Origin of the sequence: Dactylosporangium fulvum, from assembly GCF_025137375.1 — a bacterium.
GTDB lineage: Bacteria > Actinomycetota > Actinomycetes > Mycobacteriales > Micromonosporaceae > Dactylosporangium > Dactylosporangium fulvum.
This window is the reverse complement of the sequence record NZ_CP073720.1, coordinates 8,160,465-8,179,075: the sequence shown is the minus strand read 5'-3', so window position 1 is coordinate 8,179,075 and position 18,611 is coordinate 8,160,465. Positions and strand designations below refer to the sequence as shown.

13 protein-coding genes and 1 pseudogene are annotated in these 18,611 nt (G+C 71.2%); 8 read left to right on the top strand and 6 right to left on the bottom strand.

Annotated features, from left to right (window positions below):
* Window positions 1–291 precede the first annotated feature (291 nt).
* Window positions 292–2,982 carry a DNA polymerase I gene (gene polA / locus Dfulv_RS37390; protein ID WP_259858539.1) on the top strand — a complete coding sequence of 897 codons (2,691 nt, stop codon included), beginning with the start codon at window positions 292–294 and terminating at the stop codon, window positions 2,980–2,982.
* A gap of 61 nt (window positions 2,983–3,043) precedes the next feature.
* Here the strand turns inward: polA and Dfulv_RS37385 are convergent, their stop codons facing one another.
* A complete protein-coding gene (locus Dfulv_RS37385) occupies window positions 3,044–3,853 on the bottom strand; it encodes a class I SAM-dependent methyltransferase (protein WP_259858538.1) in 810 nt (269 codons plus the stop codon).
* Between the two features lie 262 nt (window positions 3,854–4,115).
* Between Dfulv_RS37385 and rpsA the strand changes: the two genes are divergently transcribed.
* Window positions 4,116–5,615, top strand: coding sequence for a 30S ribosomal protein S1 (gene rpsA, locus Dfulv_RS37380; RefSeq protein WP_259858537.1), 1,500 nt, complete (start codon window positions 4,116–4,118; stop codon window positions 5,613–5,615).
* Between the two features lie 1,197 nt (window positions 5,616–6,812).
* Here rpsA and uvrB read toward each other — a convergent pair.
* Both uvrB and coaE read right to left on the bottom strand, forming a co-directional pair.
* Window positions 6,813–8,969 carry an excinuclease ABC subunit UvrB gene (gene uvrB, locus Dfulv_RS37375; protein ID WP_259858536.1) on the bottom strand — a complete coding sequence of 719 codons (2,157 nt, stop codon included), beginning with the start codon at window positions 8,967–8,969 and terminating at the stop codon, window positions 6,813–6,815.
* Between the two features lie 300 nt (window positions 8,970–9,269).
* A pseudogene (gene coaE / locus Dfulv_RS37370) lies at window positions 9,270–9,839 on the bottom strand (dephospho-CoA kinase); the annotation flags it as partial.
* 587 nt (window positions 9,840–10,426) lie between these two features.
* Between coaE and Dfulv_RS37365 the strand changes: the two are divergent.
* Window positions 10,427–11,290: a hypothetical protein gene (locus Dfulv_RS37365; RefSeq protein ID WP_259858535.1), complete on the top strand. Its 864-nt coding sequence runs from the start codon at window positions 10,427–10,429 to the stop codon at window positions 11,288–11,290.
* Here Dfulv_RS37365 and Dfulv_RS37360 read toward each other — a convergent pair.
* Window positions 11,287–11,580, bottom strand: coding sequence for an antibiotic biosynthesis monooxygenase family protein (locus Dfulv_RS37360; protein ID WP_259858534.1), 294 nt, complete (start codon window positions 11,578–11,580; stop codon window positions 11,287–11,289). The genes Dfulv_RS37365 and Dfulv_RS37360 overlap by 4 nt on opposite strands.
* Before the next feature lie 79 nt (window positions 11,581–11,659).
* Here Dfulv_RS37360 and Dfulv_RS37355 point away from each other — a divergent pair, with 79 nt between their 5' ends.
* The 5 genes from Dfulv_RS37355 to Dfulv_RS37335 are packed head-to-tail and all read left to right on the top strand — an operon-like array spanning window position 11,660 to window position 16,716.
* Window positions 11,660–12,598, top strand: a complete 939-nt coding sequence (locus tag Dfulv_RS37355) for an STM4015 family protein (protein ID WP_259858532.1) — start codon at window positions 11,660–11,662, stop codon at window positions 12,596–12,598.
* Window positions 12,595–13,635, top strand: coding sequence for an STM4014 family protein (locus tag Dfulv_RS37350; RefSeq protein WP_259858531.1), 1,041 nt, complete (start codon window positions 12,595–12,597; stop codon window positions 13,633–13,635). The genes Dfulv_RS37355 and Dfulv_RS37350 overlap by 4 nt, the downstream gene beginning before the upstream one ends.
* On the top strand, window positions 13,632–14,426 hold the full coding sequence (locus Dfulv_RS37345) for an STM4013/SEN3800 family hydrolase (protein ID WP_259858530.1): 795 nt from the start codon (window positions 13,632–13,634) through the stop codon (window positions 14,424–14,426). Before Dfulv_RS37350 ends, Dfulv_RS37345 begins: the two co-directional genes overlap by 4 nt.
* Window positions 14,420–15,745: an STM4012 family radical SAM protein gene (locus Dfulv_RS37340; RefSeq protein WP_259858528.1), complete on the top strand. Its 1,326-nt coding sequence runs from the start codon at window positions 14,420–14,422 to the stop codon at window positions 15,743–15,745. Before Dfulv_RS37345 ends, Dfulv_RS37340 begins: the two co-directional genes overlap by 7 nt.
* Window positions 15,742–16,716 carry an STM4011 family radical SAM protein gene (locus tag Dfulv_RS37335; protein WP_259858526.1) on the top strand — a complete coding sequence of 325 codons (975 nt, stop codon included), beginning with the start codon at window positions 15,742–15,744 and terminating at the stop codon, window positions 16,714–16,716. Before Dfulv_RS37340 ends, Dfulv_RS37335 begins: the two co-directional genes overlap by 4 nt.
* Here Dfulv_RS37335 and Dfulv_RS37330 read toward each other — a convergent pair.
* Window positions 16,614–18,131: a DUF6745 domain-containing protein gene (locus Dfulv_RS37330; RefSeq protein ID WP_259858525.1), complete on the bottom strand. Its 1,518-nt coding sequence runs from the start codon at window positions 18,129–18,131 to the stop codon at window positions 16,614–16,616. The two genes, Dfulv_RS37335 and Dfulv_RS37330, sit on opposite strands and share 103 nt — an antisense overlap.
* Window positions 18,131–18,451 (bottom strand): hypothetical protein, encoded by a 321-nt coding sequence (locus Dfulv_RS37325; RefSeq protein WP_259858524.1) that lies wholly within the window; start codon window positions 18,449–18,451, stop codon window positions 18,131–18,133. Before Dfulv_RS37325 ends, Dfulv_RS37330 begins: the two co-directional genes overlap by 1 nt.
* Window positions 18,452–18,611 lie beyond the last annotated feature (160 nt).

Below are 18,611 nucleotides of genomic sequence, written 5' to 3'. Positions count from 1 at the left end.
CTCCTTTTTAACAGCGCGGTAGGCGTGGTTGCGCCTAGATGCCAAGACGCTGATGAAGGCACAACCTAATGACACTCACCCCGTGGCACTAGGCCTTCGGCCCAACACGCGCGAGGAAGTTGCGCGTTCGTAATCTTCCTGTTCGTAACCGCGACGCGAATGACTTTGTCGGCCAATCCCGGGCGGCGCGGCGGACATGGCCGACCGTCTCGGCATTCCGGACAAAAGCCGCGTTGTGGACGGCGGGCCTGAAGCCGAAAGTGTCGTACCTGCGGACTAGGCTCGCGAAGTGTGACGGGTTCGACTGACTCCAGGCTGCTGCTGCTCGACGGGCATTCGCTCGCCTACCGGGCGTTCTTCGCCCTGCCTGCGGAGAACTTCTCCACGCAGACGGGCCAGGTGACCAATGCCGTCTTCGGCTTCACGTCCATGCTGATCAACATGTTGAAGGACGAGCAGCCGACCCACGTCGCGGTCGCCTTCGACGTGTCGCGCCAGACGTTCCGCCTGGAGAAGTATCCGGAGTACAAGGCCACCCGCCAGCAGACCCGGCCCGAGTTCGCCGGCCAGGTGCCGCTCATCAAGGAGGTCCTCACCGCGCTGCGGATCCCCTTCATCGAGAAGCCGGGCTACGAGGCCGACGACGTCATCGCGACCCTCGCCCGGCAAGCCACCGAGCAGGGCATCCCGACCTCGATCGTCACCGGCGACCGCGACACGTTCCAGCTCGTCACCGACACCGTCACCGTGCTGTACCTCAAGCGCGGCGTCTCCGAGATGGACCGGATGACACCGGCGCGGGTCGAAGAGCGGTATGGCATCCCGCCGTCCCTCTACCGGGCGAAAGCCGCCCTCGTCGGTGAGGACAGCGACAACCTCCCGGGCGTCCCCGGCGTGGGCGACAAGACCGCGGCGAAGTGGATCCTGCAGTTCGGCGGGCTCGACGGGATCGTCGCGCGGGTCGACGAGATCAAGGGCAAGGCCGGCGAGAACGTGCGCGCCCACCTCGCCGACGTCATGCGCAACTACGAGCTCAACGGGCTCGTCGGCGACCTGGAGCTGCCCATCGGCCCGGAGGACCTGCGCTGGCGCGGCTGGGACCGCGAGGCGGTGCACCAGGTGTTCGACTCGCTGGAGTTCCGGGTGCTGCGGGAGCGGCTGTATCAGTACCTCGACGCGGTGGAGCCGGAGGCCGAGTCCGGGTTCGAGCTGTCGGGCACGGTGCTGCGCTCGGGGGTCGGCGCATGGCTCGACGAGCACGCCCCCGCGGGTGTGCGGGTCGGCGTCGCGGTCGCCGGCAAGTTCGGCCGCGGCACCGGGGTCGTCACCGGCGTGGGGCTGGCGATCGCCGACGGCCCGGCCGCCTGGTTCGACCCGGCCGAGCTCGACGAGGCCGACGACGTGGCGGTGGGCGCGTGGCTCGCCGCGGAGGACCGGCCGAAGGTGCTCCACGACGTCAAGCCGGCGCGGCTGGCGTTCCTGGCCCGCGGCTGGCAGCTCAGCGGCGTGGCGAGCGACACCGCCCTGGAGGCCTATCTGGCCCGGCCGGACCAGAGGTCGTATGACCTCAACGACCTCGCACTGCGCTACCTCAAGCGCGAGCTGCGCGTCGACGCACCGGACAACGGGCAGCTCACGCTCGACGGGCTGGGCGGCAACACCGGCGAGGCCGAGGAAAACCTGATGCTGCGCGCCCGCGCCACCCTCGACCTGGCCGACGCCATCTCCGAGGAGCTGCGTCGCGACGGCGACCTGTCCGCGCGCCTGCTCGCCGACGTCGAGCTGCCGCTCGTCACGGTGCTCGCCGAGATGGAGCGGACCGGGATCGCCGCCGACGCGGACTATCTCAGCGAGCTCGAGTCGCGTTTCGCCGCGGAGGTGAAGGCCGCCGCGCAGAACGCCTACACGGTGGTCGGCCGCGAGTTCAACCTGGGCTCGCCCAAGCAGCTGCAGGAGATCCTGTTCAACGAGCTGGGGCTGCCGAAGACCAAGCGGATCAAGACGGGGTACACCACCGACGCCGACGCGCTGGGGGGCCTCTTCGCGCAGACCGGCCACCCGCTGCTCGAGCATCTGCTGCGCCACCGCGACCAGGCCAAGCTCAAGACGACCGTCGACGGCCTGCTCAAGTCGATCAGCGACGACGGCCGGATCCACACGACGTATTTCCAGACGGTCGCCGCTACCGGCCGCCTGTCGAGCACCGACCCCAACCTGCAGAACATCCCGATCCGCACCGAGGAGGGCCGGCGGATCCGCCGTGCGTTTGTCGTCGGCGACGGGTTCGAGACACTGCTGACCGCCGACTACAGCCAGATCGAGATGCGGATCATGGCGCACCTGTCGAAGGACGAGGCGCTCATCAACGCGTTCAACTCCGGCTTCGACTTCCACGCGGCGACCGCCTCGTCCGTGTTCTCCGTGCCGGTCGACGAGGTCGTCCCCGACCAGCGCCGCAAGATCAAGGCGATGAACTACGGCTTGGCGTACGGGTTGTCTTCCTACGGGCTCGGCACGCAGCTGGGCATCTCGCCGGCCGAGGCGACGGTGCTCATGGAGGAGTACTTCGCGACGTTCGGCGGGGTGCGTGACTACCTGCGCCAGGTCGTCGCGCAGGCCCGCCGCGACGGTTACACCGAGACGGTCCTCGGCCGCCGGCGCTACCTGCCGGACCTCAACAGCGACAACCGCCAGCGGCGGGAGATGGCCGAGCGGATGGCGCTCAACGCCCCGATCCAGGGATCGGCGGCCGACATCATCAAGGTCGCGATGCTTCGCGTCGACCGCGCGCTGCGCGAGGCCGGCCTGCGCTCGCGGATGCTCCTCCAGGTGCACGACGAGCTGGTGTTCGAGGTGGCACCGGGGGAGTTCGACGCGGTCGAGGCCCTGGTGCGCGAGCAGATGGGCGGTGCGTATCCGCTGGACGTCCCGCTCGGCGTCTCGGTCGGCTCGGGCCGCGACTGGAACGCCGCCGACCACTGACGATCCGCTGCCGACCACCCGGCCGCCCGGCTCCGCGACGAAGCCGGGCGGCCGGCTCGGTTCAGGCCGGCTTTGTCGCCACGAAGATCGCGGTGCCGGGGAAGATCCGGCCGCGGAGGGGACTCCACTGGCCCCAGGTCAGGTCGTGGCCCTCCGGCCATTCGGGCTCGATCAGGTCGTCGAGGACAAAACCGGCACCGACGAGTTCACGGATGCGGTCGCCCAGGGTGCGGTGCTGCTCGACGTAGGTCGGCACGTGGTGGCCGTCCTCCTCGACGTAGGCCCGGCGGTCGAAGTACGAGTGGACGGCGACCAGGCCGCCCTCACCCGGGTCGTCGAGGAAGACCCAGCGCATGGGATGGGTGATCGAAAACGCCCAGCGGCCGGCGGGCTTCAGCACGCGGTACACCTCCTGCATCACGCTCGCCGAGTCGGCCACGAACGGCACGGCGCCGAACGCGGTGCAGACGACGTCGAATACGCCGTCGGCGAACGGGAGGGCGGTCGCGTCGGTCTGGACGAGGGGGACGGTGACACCCGATCGGGTGGCTCCGGCGGCCGCGTGGCGGAGCATGCCCGCGGAGAGGTCGCTCGCGTAGACCTCGGCGCCCTGGGACTTGAGCCAGCGCGAGCACGAGGCAGCGCCGCAGCCGATCTCCAGGACGCGCTTGCCGGCCACGTCGCCGAGCAGGTGCGCATCGGCCTCACGCAGGCCCTCCGGGCACCAGACGAAGTCGACGTCGCCCAGGAACGAACCATGTTCGGCCTGGTAGGCGTCGGCGTCGCCGTCCCACCAGCCGCGACTGGCCCGGCGGCTCTCGGCGGGACTCACGGCGCGTCGTGTGACCCCTGCGTCAGGTGACGGTTCCATGGAGTGCAACGGTAGGCCTCGCGAAAGTCGGCAGATCGGGTCTGGGGGAGGGTTGGACCATGTGGTATTGCGCAGGGTAGGCTGTTCGGTGCACTCGTGGGTTTGTGCGCCTCGGCATGGAGCAGGCTCACGGTCGTTGAACACATCCTGAGCGCTTCCAATGCACTGATCCTGCAATGTGACAGGCGGGTTGTGCCCGACGACGGGTCCGCGGGAGCGCGCAGGTCCACCCAGAAATCCACCGACCGGAGCAACAGCCCACATGACGAGCAGCATCGAGGCCACCTCGAGCGCCAGCAGCAACAAGGTCACCATCGACGACCTCGGATCCGAGGAGGCATTCCTCGCCGCGATCGACGAGACCATCAAGTACTTCAATGACGGCGACATCGTCGAAGGCACCGTCGTCAAGGTCGATCGGGACGAGGTCCTGCTCGACATCGGCTACAAGACCGAGGGTGTCATCCCCTCGCGCGAGCTGTCGATCAAGCATGATGTCGACCCTGCTGAGGTCGTGTCGGTCGGTGACCACATCGAGGCCCTCGTCCTGCAGAAAGAGGACAAGGAAGGCCGCCTGATCCTCTCGAAGAAGCGCGCGCAGTACGAGCGGGCGTGGGGCACCATCGAGAAGATCAAGGAAGACGACGGCGTCGTTCGCGGCTCCGTCATCGAGGTCGTCAAGGGTGGCCTCATCCTCGACATCGGGCTGCGCGGCTTCCTGCCGGCGTCGCTCGTCGAGATGCGCCGGGTGCGCGACCTGCAGCCGTATGTCGGCCGCGAGCTCGAGGCGAAGATCATCGAGCTGGACAAGAACCGCAACAACGTGGTGCTGTCCCGCCGGGCCTACCTCGAGCAGACCCAGTCCGAGGTGCGCACGGAGTTCCTGCACAAGCTGCAGAAGGGGCAGGTCCGCAAGGGCGTTGTCTCCTCGATCGTCAACTTCGGTGCGTTCGTCGACCTCGGTGGTGTCGACGGCCTGGTCCACGTCTCCGAGCTGTCCTGGAAGCACATCGATCACCCGTCCGAGGTGGTCGAGGTCGGCCAGGAGGTGGAGGTCGAGGTCCTCGACGTCGATCTGGACCGTGAGCGCGTCTCCCTGTCGCTGAAGGCGACCCAGGAAGACCCGTGGCGGCAGTTCGCCCGGACCCACGCCATCCAGCAGATCGTCCCCGGCAAGGTCACCAAGCTCGTGCCGTTCGGTGCGTTCGTGCGCGTCGACGACGGCATCGAGGGCCTGGTGCACATCTCCGAGCTGGCCGAGCGCCACGTGGAGATCCCGGAGCAGGTCGTGCAGGTCGGCTCGGACGTCATGGTCAAGGTCATCGACATCGACCTCGAGCGCCGGCGGATCTCGCTGTCGCTCAAGCAGGCCAACGAGGGCTTCGTCGAGGGTGAGGAGCACTTCGACCCGACCCTCTACGGCATGTCGGCGACCTACGACGAGCAGGGCAACTACATCTACCCGGAGGGCTTCGACCCGGAGACCGCCGAGTGGCTGCCCGGCTTCGAGAAGCAGCGTGAGGCGTGGGAGCAGCAGTACGCTGAGGCCCGCCAGCGCTGGGAGGCCCACACCAAGCAGGTGCAGACGGCCCGCCAGGCCGACGCCAGCGCGGAGCCGGCCGCAGCCGCTCCTGCCGGCGGCGGCGCGGTGAGCTCGTCCACGCCGACCACGACCCGCGCTCCCGAGGAGCCGTCGGGCACCCTGGCCACCGACGAGGCCCTCGCCGCGCTTCGCGAGAAGCTGGCGGGCGGCAAGAGCTGACAGCCAGCAAAACCTAGAAAGAGCCCCGCGGCCTTCTGCCGCGGGGCTCTTTCGGTTCGCGGCGCGGGTGCCGATCCCGCGGGGCTCATCCGGTTCGCGGCGCGGGTGCCGATCCCGCGGGGCTCTTTCGGTTTCCGGTGCCGTGCCGATCCTGTGGGCTCTTCCGTTCGCGGCGCGGGTGCCGATCCCGTGGCTTTTTCGTTCCCAACGTGGGTGGCCCGATCCGCGGGCTTTCGGTTCGCGGCGCGGTGCCGATCCCGCGGGGCTCTTCCGCTCCTGGCGCCGTGCCGATCCTGCGGCGTCGAGACCCGACTTCATGACCGAGGGAAACTTCGTGTCGTCGGGGAGTCTGTTGCGTAATTCGGATCCCTCGCGCGTCAACCCCGACAACCGCGCCGATCTTGGAGTTGTGGTCCTTGACAAATCCGGACAAATTCGGAGGTTCGTGGCGCCACAACTCCAAGATCGGCGCGTAGTTGGGCCGCCAACGCTGTCCCAGCGAATTACGCAACAGGCTCCGGGGCAGCCCGAAGTTTCCCTCGATCATGGACCACTGGTCGCCGGGCTTGGTTCGCCCGGCCTGGGGTTTGGTTCGCCCGAGCCGGGTGCGCCGAAGTATGAATCCGGCGCCGAGGTTGTCTCGGCGTTGAGTCGTGTCAGAGCACGTCATCCCGTGCAGCACCATTCGGGCAGCGTCCCCTCAGCCGCGTCGTCCTGCCGCGTCGGGCCGGTGCCAGAACCCGCGTCGGGCCGGGCATATTGTGCCGAGACGGACATGTCTGGTGTGCCGGGCCGTGTCGAGCCGGGCCGTGTCTAGGCGGCTCGGGCTCGGAGCGGCTCGGGCTCGGAGCGGCTCGGGCTCGGAGCGGCTCGGGCTCGGACCGGCTCGGACCGGCTCGGACCGGCTCGGACCGGGGTGGACCTGCCAGGTCGGGGCGGACCGTCGCTCGTCAGACGGCCGGGCCTGGCTTGTGACCTGATGCCCCAACCAGGTGTGCCTCGCCGACCCAGGGCGAAACCGGCGAGTGATTCAGGAGCCGGGCGTCGAACCCGGTTGATGCGGAGCCGGACCGGATGGAGTGCGGGCCGTCTGGCTCGCCGATGATCGAGGGGCGAACGGCCGGACGACAAAACAGGGAGCGCTCCGCACCGGACCTGGCCCGGCGTCCCGCGCGCACGGGACGCCGGGCTGTCCGGTTACTTCACGCCGGCCACGTCCATGGCGCGGAGTTCCTTCTTCAGTTCGGCGACCTCGTCGCGGAGGCGGGCGGCCAGCTCGAACTGGAGCTCGCGCGCGGCGCCCAGCATCTGCTCGTTGAGGTCCTGGATGAGTGACGCCAGCTCGGCCCTCGCCATGCCGGCCCGCGCCGGGGTGACGGCGCCGCCCGCTGTGCCCTTGGTGCCGCCGCCCTTCTGCCGGGCCCGGGTGTTCTCCGGCGACTTCCCGCGGCTCATCTGACGGCCGCCGCCCACCGTGACCGCGCCGCCCGGCCCGTGGCCGCTGACGGCGCCGGCCGTGTCCTCGGCCTCGCGGTAGATGTCGTCGAGGATGTCGCCGAGCTTCTTGCGCAGCGGCTGTGGGTCGATGCCGTTGGCCTTGTTGTAGGCCATCTGCTTCGCCCGCCGCCGGTTCGTCTCGTCGATCGCCAGGGCCATCGACGGGGTCATCTTGTCGGCATACATGTGCACCTGGCCGGACACGTTCCGCGCGGCGCGGCCGATCGTCTGGATCAGACTGGTGCCCGAGCGCAGGAAGCCCTCCTTGTCGGCGTCGAGGATCGCCACGAGGCTGACCTCCGGCAGGTCGAGACCCTCCCGCAGCAGATTGATGCCGACCAGCACGTCGAACTCGCCGCGCCGCAGCTCGCGCAGCAGCTCCACCCGCCGCAGCGTGTCGACCTCCGAGTGCAGGTATCGCACCCGGATGCCGTGCTCCAGCAGATAGTCGGTGAGATCCTCGGCCATCTTCTTGGTCAGTGTCGTGACCAGCACCCGCTCGTCGCGTTCGGTGCGCAGCTTGATCTCGTGCATCAGGTCGTCGATCTGGCCCTTGGTCGGCTTGAGCACGACCTCAGGATCGATGAGGCCGGTCGGCCGGATCACCTGCTCGACGAACTCGCCCTGCGTCTGGCCCAGCTCCCACGGCCCGGGGGTCGCCGACAGGTACACCGTCTGGCCGACCCGCTCCTCGAACTCGTCGAACCGCAGCGGCCGGTTGTCCTGGGCGCTCGGCAGCCGGAACCCGTGCTCGACCAGCGTCCGCTTCCGGGAGGCGTCCCCTTCGTACATGCCGCCGATCTGCGGCACCGTCGCGTGTGACTCGTCGATGACGGTCAGGAAGTCGTCGGGGAAGTAGTCCAGCAGGCAGTGCGGCGGGCTGCCGGCCTCCCGGCCGTCGATGTGCCGGGAATAGTTCTCGATGCCGTTGCAGAACCCGACCTGGCGCATCATCTCGACGTCATATGTGGTGCGCATCCGCAGCCGCTGCGCCTCCAGCAGCTTGCCCTCGCGCTCCAGCTCGGCGAGCCGCCCCTCCAGCTCCGCCTCGATCGCGTTGATCGCCCGCTCCATGCGCTCCGGCCCGGCGGCGTAGTGCGTCGCGGGGAAGATCAGCAGCGAGTCGGCCTGCCGGATCTCGTCGCCGGTGAGCGGATGCAGATAGGCCAGTCGCTCGATCTCGTCGCCGAAGAACTCGATGCGGATCGCCAGCTCCTCGTAGGCCGGGATGATCTCCAGCGTGTCGCCGCGCACCCGGAACGTGCCGCGGTTGAAGGCGAGGTCGTTCCGCGTGTACTGGATGTCGACCAGCCGCCGCAGCAGCTTGTCGCGGTCGATCTCCTCGCCGACGCTGACCTTGGCCGCCCGGTCGAGATACTCCTCCGGGGTGCCCAGACCGTAGATCGCCGAGACGGTCGCGACCACGATGACGTCCCGTCTGGTCAGCAGGCTCATCGTGGCAGAGTGCCGCAGCCGCTCGACCTCCTCGTTGATCGAGGAGTCCTTCTCGATGTAGGTGTCGGTCTGCGGGATGTAGGCCTCGGGCTGGTAGTAGTCGTAGTAGCTGACGAAGTATTCGACCGCGTTGTGCGGCATCAGGTCGCGGAACTCCTTGGCCAGCTGCGCGGCCAGGGTCTTGTTGTGTGCGAGCACGAGCGTCGGGCGCTGCAGCCGCTCCACCAGCCATGCCGTGGTCGCGCTCTTGCCCGTGCCGGTCGCACCGAGCAGCACGATGTGCCGGTCGCCGGCCCGCACACGCCGCGCCAGCTCCTCGATCGCCGCGGGCTGGTCGCCGGAGGGCTTGTAGTCGCTGACCACCTCGAATCGGCGGTCCAAGCGTGGGATGTCGAGCGCCATGCCCCCAACCGTACGCGTGGGGTATGACAACTTTCGCGGTCCTCGCCCTGGGTGGTGGATCGTATTCAACATGGCGATTGTGTGGTGAAGATCACCGGGCTAACGTAGACGCGTAGGCCGCTCGCGGCGGCCGACCGGAGAGCAGGCTCGCCACCACACGGCTGGCCCTCCCGGCGCCCGGTTGCTGCCCCGGTCCGTCACGACCGGCCGAGCGCACCGGTGCAGGATCGCGCGAAGCGCGCGACCGGCCGCCGCGAGCGCCCTGATCGTCGGCGGACGTCAGCGTGCGTTGATCTGTCGCCAGGCCGCCTCCACCGCGCGGTCCAGGTCCTCCGGGGTGCCGTCGTTCCAGATCTCGATGTCGGCGACCGCCCGGCGCTGCTCGTCGGTCGCCTGTTTGGCGATCCGCGCCCGGGCGTCCTCCTCCGGCATCCCGCGCAGCCGGGTCAGCCGGTCCAGCCGGGTCTCCAGGCTGGCGAACACGATCACGACCAGCTCGTAGAGCCCGGCCATGTTCTTCTCGACCAGCAGCGGGACGTCGTTGACGATCACGGCGTCGGCGGGTGCGGCGGCGACGAGTTCGGCGGTCCTTGCCCGTACCAGTGGATGGGTTATCCCTTCCAGCTTGTGACGGGCGGCGTCGTCGTTGAAGACGAGCCGGGCGAGTGTTGCCCGGTCCAGCGAGCCGTCGGCGGACAGCACGCCTTCACCGAACGCGGCCACGACCTCGGCGAGCCCGGCCGAGCCCGGCGCGACCACCTCCCTGGCCAGGCGGTCGGCGTCGATGATCACCGCGCCCAGCGCCGCGAGCCGGGTCGCCACGGCACTCTTGCCGGCGCCGATGCCGCCGGTCAGTCCCACCATCCTCATAGGGTCATCACACCGGAAGGTGAATTCGGGCCTGCCGCCGGGTCCACCCGGCGCGGTGCGCACGGAATGTCGGAATTGTCAATATACCTTCCCTCTGCGGAACGATTGCGGGGGGCGATCATGACAGTCGGGCGACACGGTCTGGGCCGGCCGGGCCTGGAGCGTCGCGAGCTTATTGCGGTGGCCGTGGATCAGGACGGCCGCCGATCGATGCGTCACGCACGGCACCGGCGTGTGCGCACAGCGTGGCAGTGGACGAGCGAGGCCATGGGCATCCTCGCGGCCGCGGCAGTGCTCGGCGTGCTCGCGGTCAGCGGGTGGTACACCGCGTCCGGTGCCACCGCGGTCGCGCAGATGCTGGCCAGATAGCCGACAAACAGCGCCGTGCGACGGCGCGTCCTGGCTTTCTGCCGTGGTGCGTCCGCTGGCCGGTCGGGGATACTCTGCCGGGCAACAGCACCAACGCCGGGATCAGAAGGACGCGCTGCATGGAGCCGGGACACTCCCCACGGCAGGATCCACCGACGGAGCACAGCCACGACCAGGTGAACGGGTCGCCGCCGCGGCCCCGCAGCCGGCGTGGCTGGATGTCCGACTCCCCGCTCGACGGCGGCTCCGGTTGGCCCACGTCGGCCTACGCGATCGTGCCCCGGCAGCCGGCCGCGCCGGAGCGGGAATCGGTGCCCGAGCCGGCGGCGGAGGACACGAAAAATGAGGAGGAACCGGCCCAGGAGGCGACGAGTGACGGCCGACCGTCCCGGAAGGGACGGGTCGTCGCGCTCGTCGTCGGACTGGTCGTGCTGGTGATCGCGGCCGCCGGTGGGGTGCTGGCGACCCGCGGCACCTCCTCCACGCGCGACGCCGGCACGACGGAGCCCTCCCGTGCGCCCGCGGCGGTCACCACGCCCACCGTCGACGGGAAGAGCGGCGCATCGGCCGGCCCGGACCACAGCGGCGGCATCACCGGCTCGCCGAGCCTCGACCCCAGCGGCTCGGCGTTGCCCGCGGTGAGCGGCTCGGCCGGCCCGGGTGGCGTGGTCAGCGGCCCGATCCCGGAGGGCAGCACCGACGTGCTGCGGGTGGGCACCGTCCGGCTCACGGTGCTGCTCGGTCAGCCCGACGAGGCGTTCGACTTCGACACCGGCACCAAGTCGACCACCGGCGGTGACGTGACGGCCGCCGCCGTCGGGCTGTCCGCCGGCAGCGCCGCCAAGCTCGGGGTCTGGACCTCGCCGGAGACCCCGTCCTTCGCCGGCTGCGCGGCCATGCCCGCGGAGCAGTGGGTCAACCAGGTGGTGCTCGCCGCGCTGGTGCCCGGCTTACGGGTGTGCGTCTACACGAACGAGGGCCGCTACGCGTGGTTCACCCCGCGCGGCGGCGACCTCGTCGTGGCCGGGCAGGTCTACTCGACCTTCCTGGACTTCACGGTCTTCAAGAAGCCGGGCGACTAGGGCGTCACGTCGGTGAAGTGCTCGACGCGCGGCGCGCCGTCGAAGAACGGGCCGAGCAGTGCCCGCCACTGCGTGAAGCGCTCGGTCGCGCGGAAGTTGTCGAGGTGCGCCTCGATCGAGTCCCACTCCACCAGCAGCACGAACCGGTTCGCCGTCTCGACGCCGCGGGTCATCCGCACCGAGCGGCAACCGGGCGTGCTCGCGAGGATCTCGTGCCCCTTGCGGTAGGCGGCGGCGAACTCGTCCTCGCGGCCTTCGAGGACGTCGATGAGCGCAACTTCCAACACCATCGGGCAAGCGTAGAGGACGGCATTCCGCTCCCGCCGCGGTCGCCCGGAATTGTCGGTGGCGGCTGCTAGGGTCCGGCCCATGACGATCAGCGAGCACATCACGACGTTCGCCGGGCTGCCGGTGACCGAGTTCGAGCCCGGTGTGGTCGACAAGCTCGACGAGGCCGGCACGCCACGCAGCGCCGTCGCGTGGCGGATCGAGACGGACTACGAGGACGACGTCGAGGTGTTCGTGAGCGTGCTCGACAGACTGCTCGACGTGGTGGGCGGGGAGTCGGTCCATGCGTTGGTCGTCGGGCAGTGGGGATCGGCCTATGAAACGGCGCCGCCGCTGGACCAGATCATCGCGGTGCGCGACCGGCTGCCCAACCTGCGGGCGCTGTTCCTCGGCGAGATGACGTTCGACGAGTGCGAAATCTCGTGGATCAACCACGGTGACGTCGCCCCGCTGCTCGGGGCGTTTCCGGGCCTCGAGGTGCTGCGGATCCGCGGCTCCGAGGGGCTGCGGCTGTCACCGGTCCGGCACCGCCGGCTGCGGGAGCTGGGCATCGAGGCCGGCGGTCTGCCCGCCACCGTCGTGCGCGGCATCAGCGACTCCTCGTTCCCCGCGCTGACGACGCTGGAGCTGTGGCTGGGCGTCAGCGGATACGGCGGCGACATCACCGTCGAGGACCTCGCGCCGATCCTGGGCGGCGCGGAGCTGCCGTCCCTGCGTCGCCTCGCCCTGCGCAACGCCGAGATCGCCGACCAGGTCGCCGCGGCGCTCGCCGGCGCGCCGGTGGTGGCGCGGCTGGAGGAGCTCGACCTCTCGCTGGGCATCCTGTCCGACCGCGGCGCGGAGGAGCTGCTGCTCGGCCAGCCGCTCACACACCTGCGGCGGCTCGACCTGTCGCACCACTTCATCTCCGAGGACCTGCGGGAGCGGCTCGTCGCCGAGCTGCCGGGCGTCGACGTCGACCTCTCCGCCGAGCAGGAGGCCGAAGACCCGAGCGATCGCTACGTGTCGGTGTCGGAATGACGTTCACCGTCGTCGGCATCCGAGGGCACCGCCGGGTGCGGTTGTTCCAGGAGGCGGCCGTTGCCGCCGGACTGGACACGCCGGCGGTCGTCGACTGGCGCGAGGTCTGCGCCGGTGACTTCACCGTCGACCCGGGCACGCTGGTGCGGCTCGAGTCGCCCGGCGAGGACGCCGAGGTCGACCGGCTGCTGCGCGGCGCGGCCGAGCCTGCGGAGCACGGGGAGATCGTCGGGCTCGCCGCCTGGCACCGCGGCCTGATCGCCGCCGCCCGGCGGGTCGAGGCGCGCGGTGCGCCGCTGCTCACCCCGGTCGGCGACCTTGAGGTCCTGTTCGACAAGCGGCGCTGCCACGCGCTGCTCGCCGCGCACGGCGTGCCGGTGCCGGCGGCGTTCACCGTCGGGCCCGACGACGCCTACGAGCGCATCCGGGCGCACGGCTGGCCGCGGGTGTTCGTCAAGCCGGCCCACGGCAGCTCCGCGTCCGGGGTCGTCGCGCTGGCGTTCGGGCGGGGGAGGATCAGTGCGTACAGCTCCGCGGTCCTCGACGACGGCCGCCTGTTCAACGAGCTGCGCGTCCGGCACTACACCGACGAGACGACCGTGGCGGAGATCGTCGACCGGCTCGGCCGCGACGGGCTGCACATCGAGCGCTGGTTCCCGAAGGCCGGGCACGACGGACGGCTCTTCGACCTGCGGGTCGTGGTCATCGCCGGCCGGGCGAGCCACGTGGTCGTGCGGTCGAGCCGCTCACCGATGACCAACCTCCACCTGGGCAACGCCCGCGGTGACCTGGCCGCCGTCCGCGCCGCGGCGGGGGAGGAGCGCTGGGCTGCCGCCATGCGCACCTGCGAGCGGGCCGCCGCCTGCTTCCCCGGCAGTCTCCACGTCGGCGTCGACCTGATGTTCGGGCCGCGGTATACCGCCCACGCCGTCGCCGAGGTCAACGCGTTCGGCGACCTGCTGCCCGGGGTGCTCGTCGACGGTCGCGACACGTATGCCGCCGAGATCGCGGCGCTCACCGGGGCGGTGGCGCGATGAGGTCCCTGATCGGCAGCCACGACCTGCTCTTCGTCACCCTCGACACACTGCGCTACGACGTCGCCGCCGACCTGCTCGCGGCAGGGCGCACGCCCAATCTCGCCCGGGCACTGCCCGGCGGGCGGTGGGAGCGGCGGCACACGCCGGCCTCCTTCACCTACGCGGCACACCACGCGTTCTTCGGCGGGTTCCTGCCCACGCCGGTCACGCCGGGCCCGCACGACCGGCCGTTCGCCGCGCGGTTCCCCGGCAGCACGACCGTCGGCCCCGACACCTGGGTCTTCGACGCGCCCGACGTGGTCACGGCGCTCCGCGCCGCCGGCTACCACACCATCTGCATCGGCGGTGTCGGGTTCTTCGCGATGACCTCGCCGCAGGGCGGCGTCCTGCCCGGCCTGTTCGACGAGGCGCACTGGACCAGCGACTTCGGGGTCACCAACCCCGGCTGTTTCGAGGCACAGCTCGACCGGCTCAAGGCCGTGCTGCCCGGTGACGGGCCGCTGTTCACGTTCGTCAACGTCGCCGCCCTGCACCAGCCCAACCGGCACTACCTGCCGGGCGCCGAGGACGACAGCATCGAGTCGCACGCCGCCGCGCTCGAACACGTCGACCGGCACCTGCCGGCGCTGTTCACGCTCGTGTCGTCCCGCGGCCGGCCGTGCCGCGTCATCATGTGCAGCGACCACGGCACCGCATACGGCGAGGACGGCCACACCGGCCACCGTGTCGGCCACGAGGTCGTGTGGACGGTGCCCTACGCGGAGTTCACGCTGGCGGCCGGTGCATGGTAGACCTCGGCTCGCCGTATCAGGGGTATCTCTACGCCTACCCGCACAAGACCGCCTACCGGCCACTGCGCCCGCGACCCCGGCTCGCCGACGTGTGGGCCGGCGAGCCGGTCGAGGCGCTGTTCCTCTACGCCCACGTGCCGTACTGCGAGATGCGCTGCGGTTTCTGCAACCTCTTCACCCGCACGGGCGCGGACCAGGACCACGTCGGCGCATACCTCGCCCAGTTGCGCCGCCAGGCCGGGCGGGTCGCGGCCGCGCTGCCGGCCGGCGCCCGATACGCGCGGGCCGCGATCGGCGGCGGCACCCCGACCTACCTCACCGCCGGCGAGCTGACGACGCTGTTCGACCTGCTGGAGGAGACCACGGGCGCCGACCTGCGCGCCGTCCCGCTGTCCGTGGAGACGTCACCGGCCACCGCCACCGCCGACCGGCTCGCGGTGCTGCTCGAGCGCGGCACCACCCGGGTCAGCATCGGCGTCCAGAGCTTCCTCGACACCGAGGCCCACACCGCCGGCCGCCCGCAGCGCCGCGCCGAGGTCGACCGCGCCCTCGACACCATCCGCGCCGCAGGCCCGGCCGACCTCAACGTCGACCTCATCTACGGCATCCCCGGCCAGACCCTCGACACCTGGACCTACTCGCTGCGCACCGCACTGGACTGGCGCCCCGAGGAGCTGTATCTCTATCCGTTGTACGTCCGGCCGCTGACCGGCCTCGGCCGGCGGAGCCTTCCGCGGCGCGCCGACGACGGGCCGGACCCGGCGTGGGACGTGCACCGCCTGACGCTCTACCGCCACGCCGTCGCCCTGCTCACCGACGCCGGCTACGAGCAGCTGTCCATGCGCGCGTTCCGCCGCCGCGACGCGCCGCCGGTCGACGGCCCCGACTACTGCTGCCAGGACGACGGCATGGTGGGCCTCGGGTGCGGCGCCCGGTCGTACACCTCGGGGCTGCACTATTCCTTCGACTACGCCGTCAGCGTCCGGCAGGTCCGCGGGATCCTCGACGACTACCTGAGCCGGCCGGCCGAAGACTTCGGCGTCGCCGAGGTCGGGTTCGCGCTCGACGGCGCCGAGCGGCGGCGGCGCTGGCTGCTGAAGTCGCTGCTGCGTGCCGAGGGGATCGCGCCCGGCGAGTATCGGCACCGGTTCGGCACGGGCGTCGACGACGACTTTCCCGCGCTCGACGAGCTGCGCGAGGCCGGCTACCTCGACGGGCACCGCCTCACCGCCGAGGGCCTGGCCCGCTCCGACGCCGTCGGCCCGTGGCTCGTCTCCGCCGGCGTCCGCGCCGCCATGGCCGGGCACGTCGCCCGATGAGAATCCTCTACCGGGGGCCGCTCGCGAGCTGCAACTACGACTGCCCGTACTGCCCGTTCGCCAAGCGGCACGACCCGCCGGAACTGCTGCGCGCCGACCGGGAGGCGCTGCGGCGGTTCGTCGGCTGGGTCCGCGACCATCGCGACGAGCCCGTCGAGGTGCTGTTCACGCCATGGGGCGAAGGCCTGACCCGCTCGTGGTACCGCGAAGCGCTCGTCGAGCTGTCCCACTTGCCGCACGTCGGCCGCGCCGCGATCCAGACCAACCTCGCCGGCCGCCTCGGCTGGGTCACCGGCGCCGACCCGGACACGCTCGCGCTGTGGTGCACGTTCCATCCCGGGCAGGTCACGCTCGACCGGTTCCTCGCCGCGTGCGCGACGCTGGACGGGCACCGCATCCGCTACTCGGTCGGCATCGTCGGCCTGCCGGAGCACCTGGCCGACGCCATCGCGCTCCGGCAGGCGTTGCCGCCCGAGGTGTACCTGTGGGTCAACGCCGCCGACGGCTACACGTACACGGCCGACGAGGAGGCGACCTGGACCGCGCTCGACCCCCTGTTCGGTTTCAGTGTGCGCCCGCACACCTCCCTCGACCGGCCGTGCCGCACCGGCGACGACGTCATCTCGGTGCTCGGCGACGGCACCGTGCGCCGCTGCCACTTCGTGCCCGAGCCGCTCGGCAACCTCTACGACGGCTCCTGGCAGGCGACCCGCGTCCCCGGCGCCGCCCGCCCGTGTCCGAACGGCACCTGCGACTGCCACATCGGTTATGTGCACCTGACCACGCTGCCGCTCTACGACGTCTTCGCCGGTGGCGTGCTCGAACGCATCCCGCACGAGCGTCCACTGTGGTCCGTGCCGCCCGCGGCTCAGGTCTCCACGAGCGGCCGGTACTCCTCCTTGGTCAGCCCGAACGTCCACGCCACGCCTTCCCGCGCGGTCCGTGTCCACGGCGGCACGCGCAGCCAGTAGATGCGGCTGGTGCCGTCCGGCTCCGGCGTGCTGTTGACGACCTCGACCATGGTCAGCGGCTCGTCGTCGGCGAAGGTCAGCCGCCACAGGACACCACACGCGTCCTGGCCGGCTTGCTGCGCTCCGGCCTCGCGCAGATACCGCTCGTAGCCGAAGTGCTCAAGCATGACCCGCCGCAGCTCGGCGTTGCGCTCCGTGGTGATCTGGTCGGAGGTGAGCTGCGACAGCCGGTCGACGAGGTCCGACGGGATCGGCATGCCCCGCCACGCATGCAGCGCGAAGCCGTCGCTGTATCGGAGCGCGGGCATGTCGGCGGCGTGTAGCCGCCCGATGTTGTCCCGCTGCAGGGAATCGGGCCGGTCGGTGAGGATCGCGACGTTGGCATACGGCCACCACCACCCGGCCGAGCGCGCCACTCCGGCAAGCCCGGCCAGCCGCTGCACCGCGTGCAGCACCGCGCCTCCGGCCCTCCCCGCAGCGGGAAGGCCACCGGCCGCGCCGTCGCCACCGGTCCCGCGTGCGTCGTCCCCGGCCGCACCGGCGCTGTTGCCGGAGATTTCATGCGTGGCCGCACCGCCACCGTCGCCCGGACGAGTCGCGCTGTTGCCGCCGGCACCGCGCGTGGCCGAGTCGACGCCGGCCGCGCTGCCGGGCACGTGCCAACCGGGGCTGACGCCGGCAGCGCCGCCGATTCCGTGCGTGGCCGCAGCGCCATTGCCGGTGGATCCGGTCGAACCCGCGTCGCCACGGGCGGTCGGCCGGTCGTCGGCCGCGGATCTGGGCCACGGCACGATCGTGCCGGCTGCCGGGTCGGACGGGTCGGCAGCGCCGGAGGCCGCCGCGTCGAAGGCCGCCAGCCAGCCCGCGTCGTGCTGGCCGCCGACCGCGTCGAGGAGCACCGTCCTGGCGTGGGACGGCAGCTCCGTCCGCAGGTGGGCGCGCAGCGGCGCCGCGACCCGGTCGTTGACCATCCGCCACACGTCGGCGCCGCAGGCGGACCACAGGCCTGCCCACCCGTCGGGGCCGAGCAACGCATAGACCTCGGCCCGGGCAGCCGCCCACGGCTGGTTGCGCACCGCGGCCCGCACCGAGACGCCGGCCGTGCCCGGGCTCGGCGGGCAGCCCTGCGCCCGCAGCTCGGCGGCGATCTCCTCGTCCCAGCGGGCCTTGTCCTCCGGGCCGCCCGGCAGGTCGCGCCGGCCGGTGAGCAGCGCGGCCGCCCGCGCGCCGGCGGACGGCGACGCGAACCACACGATGTGGGCCGGCTCGGGGAGGCCGGCGGAGCGGTATGCGAGCCGGACGGCGTCGGCCGCAGCGTCGCGGTCGGCGGGAGCGGTCGACAGGCCGGCGGCCAGCCACTTCGCCGAGACGGCACCCAGGGCCGCGGCCCGGGTCAGGGCGGCGTCGGCGGTCATCAGTCCGCCACCGGCCGGTAGGAGCCTGGAATGTACTCACGCTGCCGCACCACACGGTAGGCACCGGCGGGCACCGCGATCGGCCCGTGCTCCTCGTGCACCACGCGGGCGCGGGAGATCACCTTGACGAACAGCCGGTCGATGTCGTCGCGGTCGGCGAGCAACGTCACATCCGGGCCGACGATCACGTGCGCGTGCCCGGTTGCCTCGCCCCGGGCCAGGATCATCCGGCCCGACCGGTCGCGCGGCGCCGGCACCGCCGTCGCGGGCACCTCCGCGACGGACACCGGCACCAGCAGCACATCTCCTTGCCGATACACAGCCACACCCCCAAGCGATGATCGCCACCCGACGATCCGCACCATAGCCATGGGGTACGACAATTTCCGGCCCCCGCCCGTGTGACTGTGACAGGTTGATGGACAATGGTTGAAGCAACAGGAGGGGAGTATTCCCCAGCGGCGATCGTCGTCAGCACGG

What these genes read in the sequence shown, in the direction of transcription:
- Dfulv_RS37330 (WP_259858525.1), bottom strand. Translation starts at nt 18,131, where the DNA reads ATGACCGCCGACGCCGCCCTGACCCGGGCCGCGGCCCTGGGTGCCGTC.
- Dfulv_RS37360 (WP_259858534.1), bottom strand. Translation starts at nt 11,580, where the DNA reads ATGGTGTTGGAAGTTGCGCTCATCGACGTCCTCGAAGGCCGCGAGGAC.
- Dfulv_RS37355 (WP_259858532.1), top strand. Translation starts at nt 11,660, where the DNA reads ATGACGATCAGCGAGCACATCACGACGTTCGCCGGGCTGCCGGTGACC.
- Dfulv_RS37365 (WP_259858535.1), top strand. Translation starts at nt 10,427, where the DNA reads ATGTCCGACTCCCCGCTCGACGGCGGCTCCGGTTGGCCCACGTCGGCC.
- Dfulv_RS37345 (WP_259858530.1), top strand. Translation starts at nt 13,632, where the DNA reads ATGAGGTCCCTGATCGGCAGCCACGACCTGCTCTTCGTCACCCTCGAC.
- Dfulv_RS37350 (WP_259858531.1), top strand. Translation starts at nt 12,595, where the DNA reads ATGACGTTCACCGTCGTCGGCATCCGAGGGCACCGCCGGGTGCGGTTG.
- Dfulv_RS37385 (WP_259858538.1), bottom strand. Translation starts at nt 3,853, where the DNA reads ATGGAACCGTCACCTGACGCAGGGGTCACACGACGCGCCGTGAGTCCC.
- Dfulv_RS37335 (WP_259858526.1), top strand. Translation starts at nt 15,742, where the DNA reads ATGAGAATCCTCTACCGGGGGCCGCTCGCGAGCTGCAACTACGACTGC.
- uvrB (WP_259858536.1), bottom strand. Translation starts at nt 8,969, where the DNA reads ATGGCGCTCGACATCCCACGCTTGGACCGCCGATTCGAGGTGGTCAGC.
- rpsA (WP_259858537.1), top strand. Translation starts at nt 4,116, where the DNA reads ATGACGAGCAGCATCGAGGCCACCTCGAGCGCCAGCAGCAACAAGGTC.
- Dfulv_RS37340 (WP_259858528.1), top strand. Translation starts at nt 14,420, where the DNA reads ATGGTAGACCTCGGCTCGCCGTATCAGGGGTATCTCTACGCCTACCCG.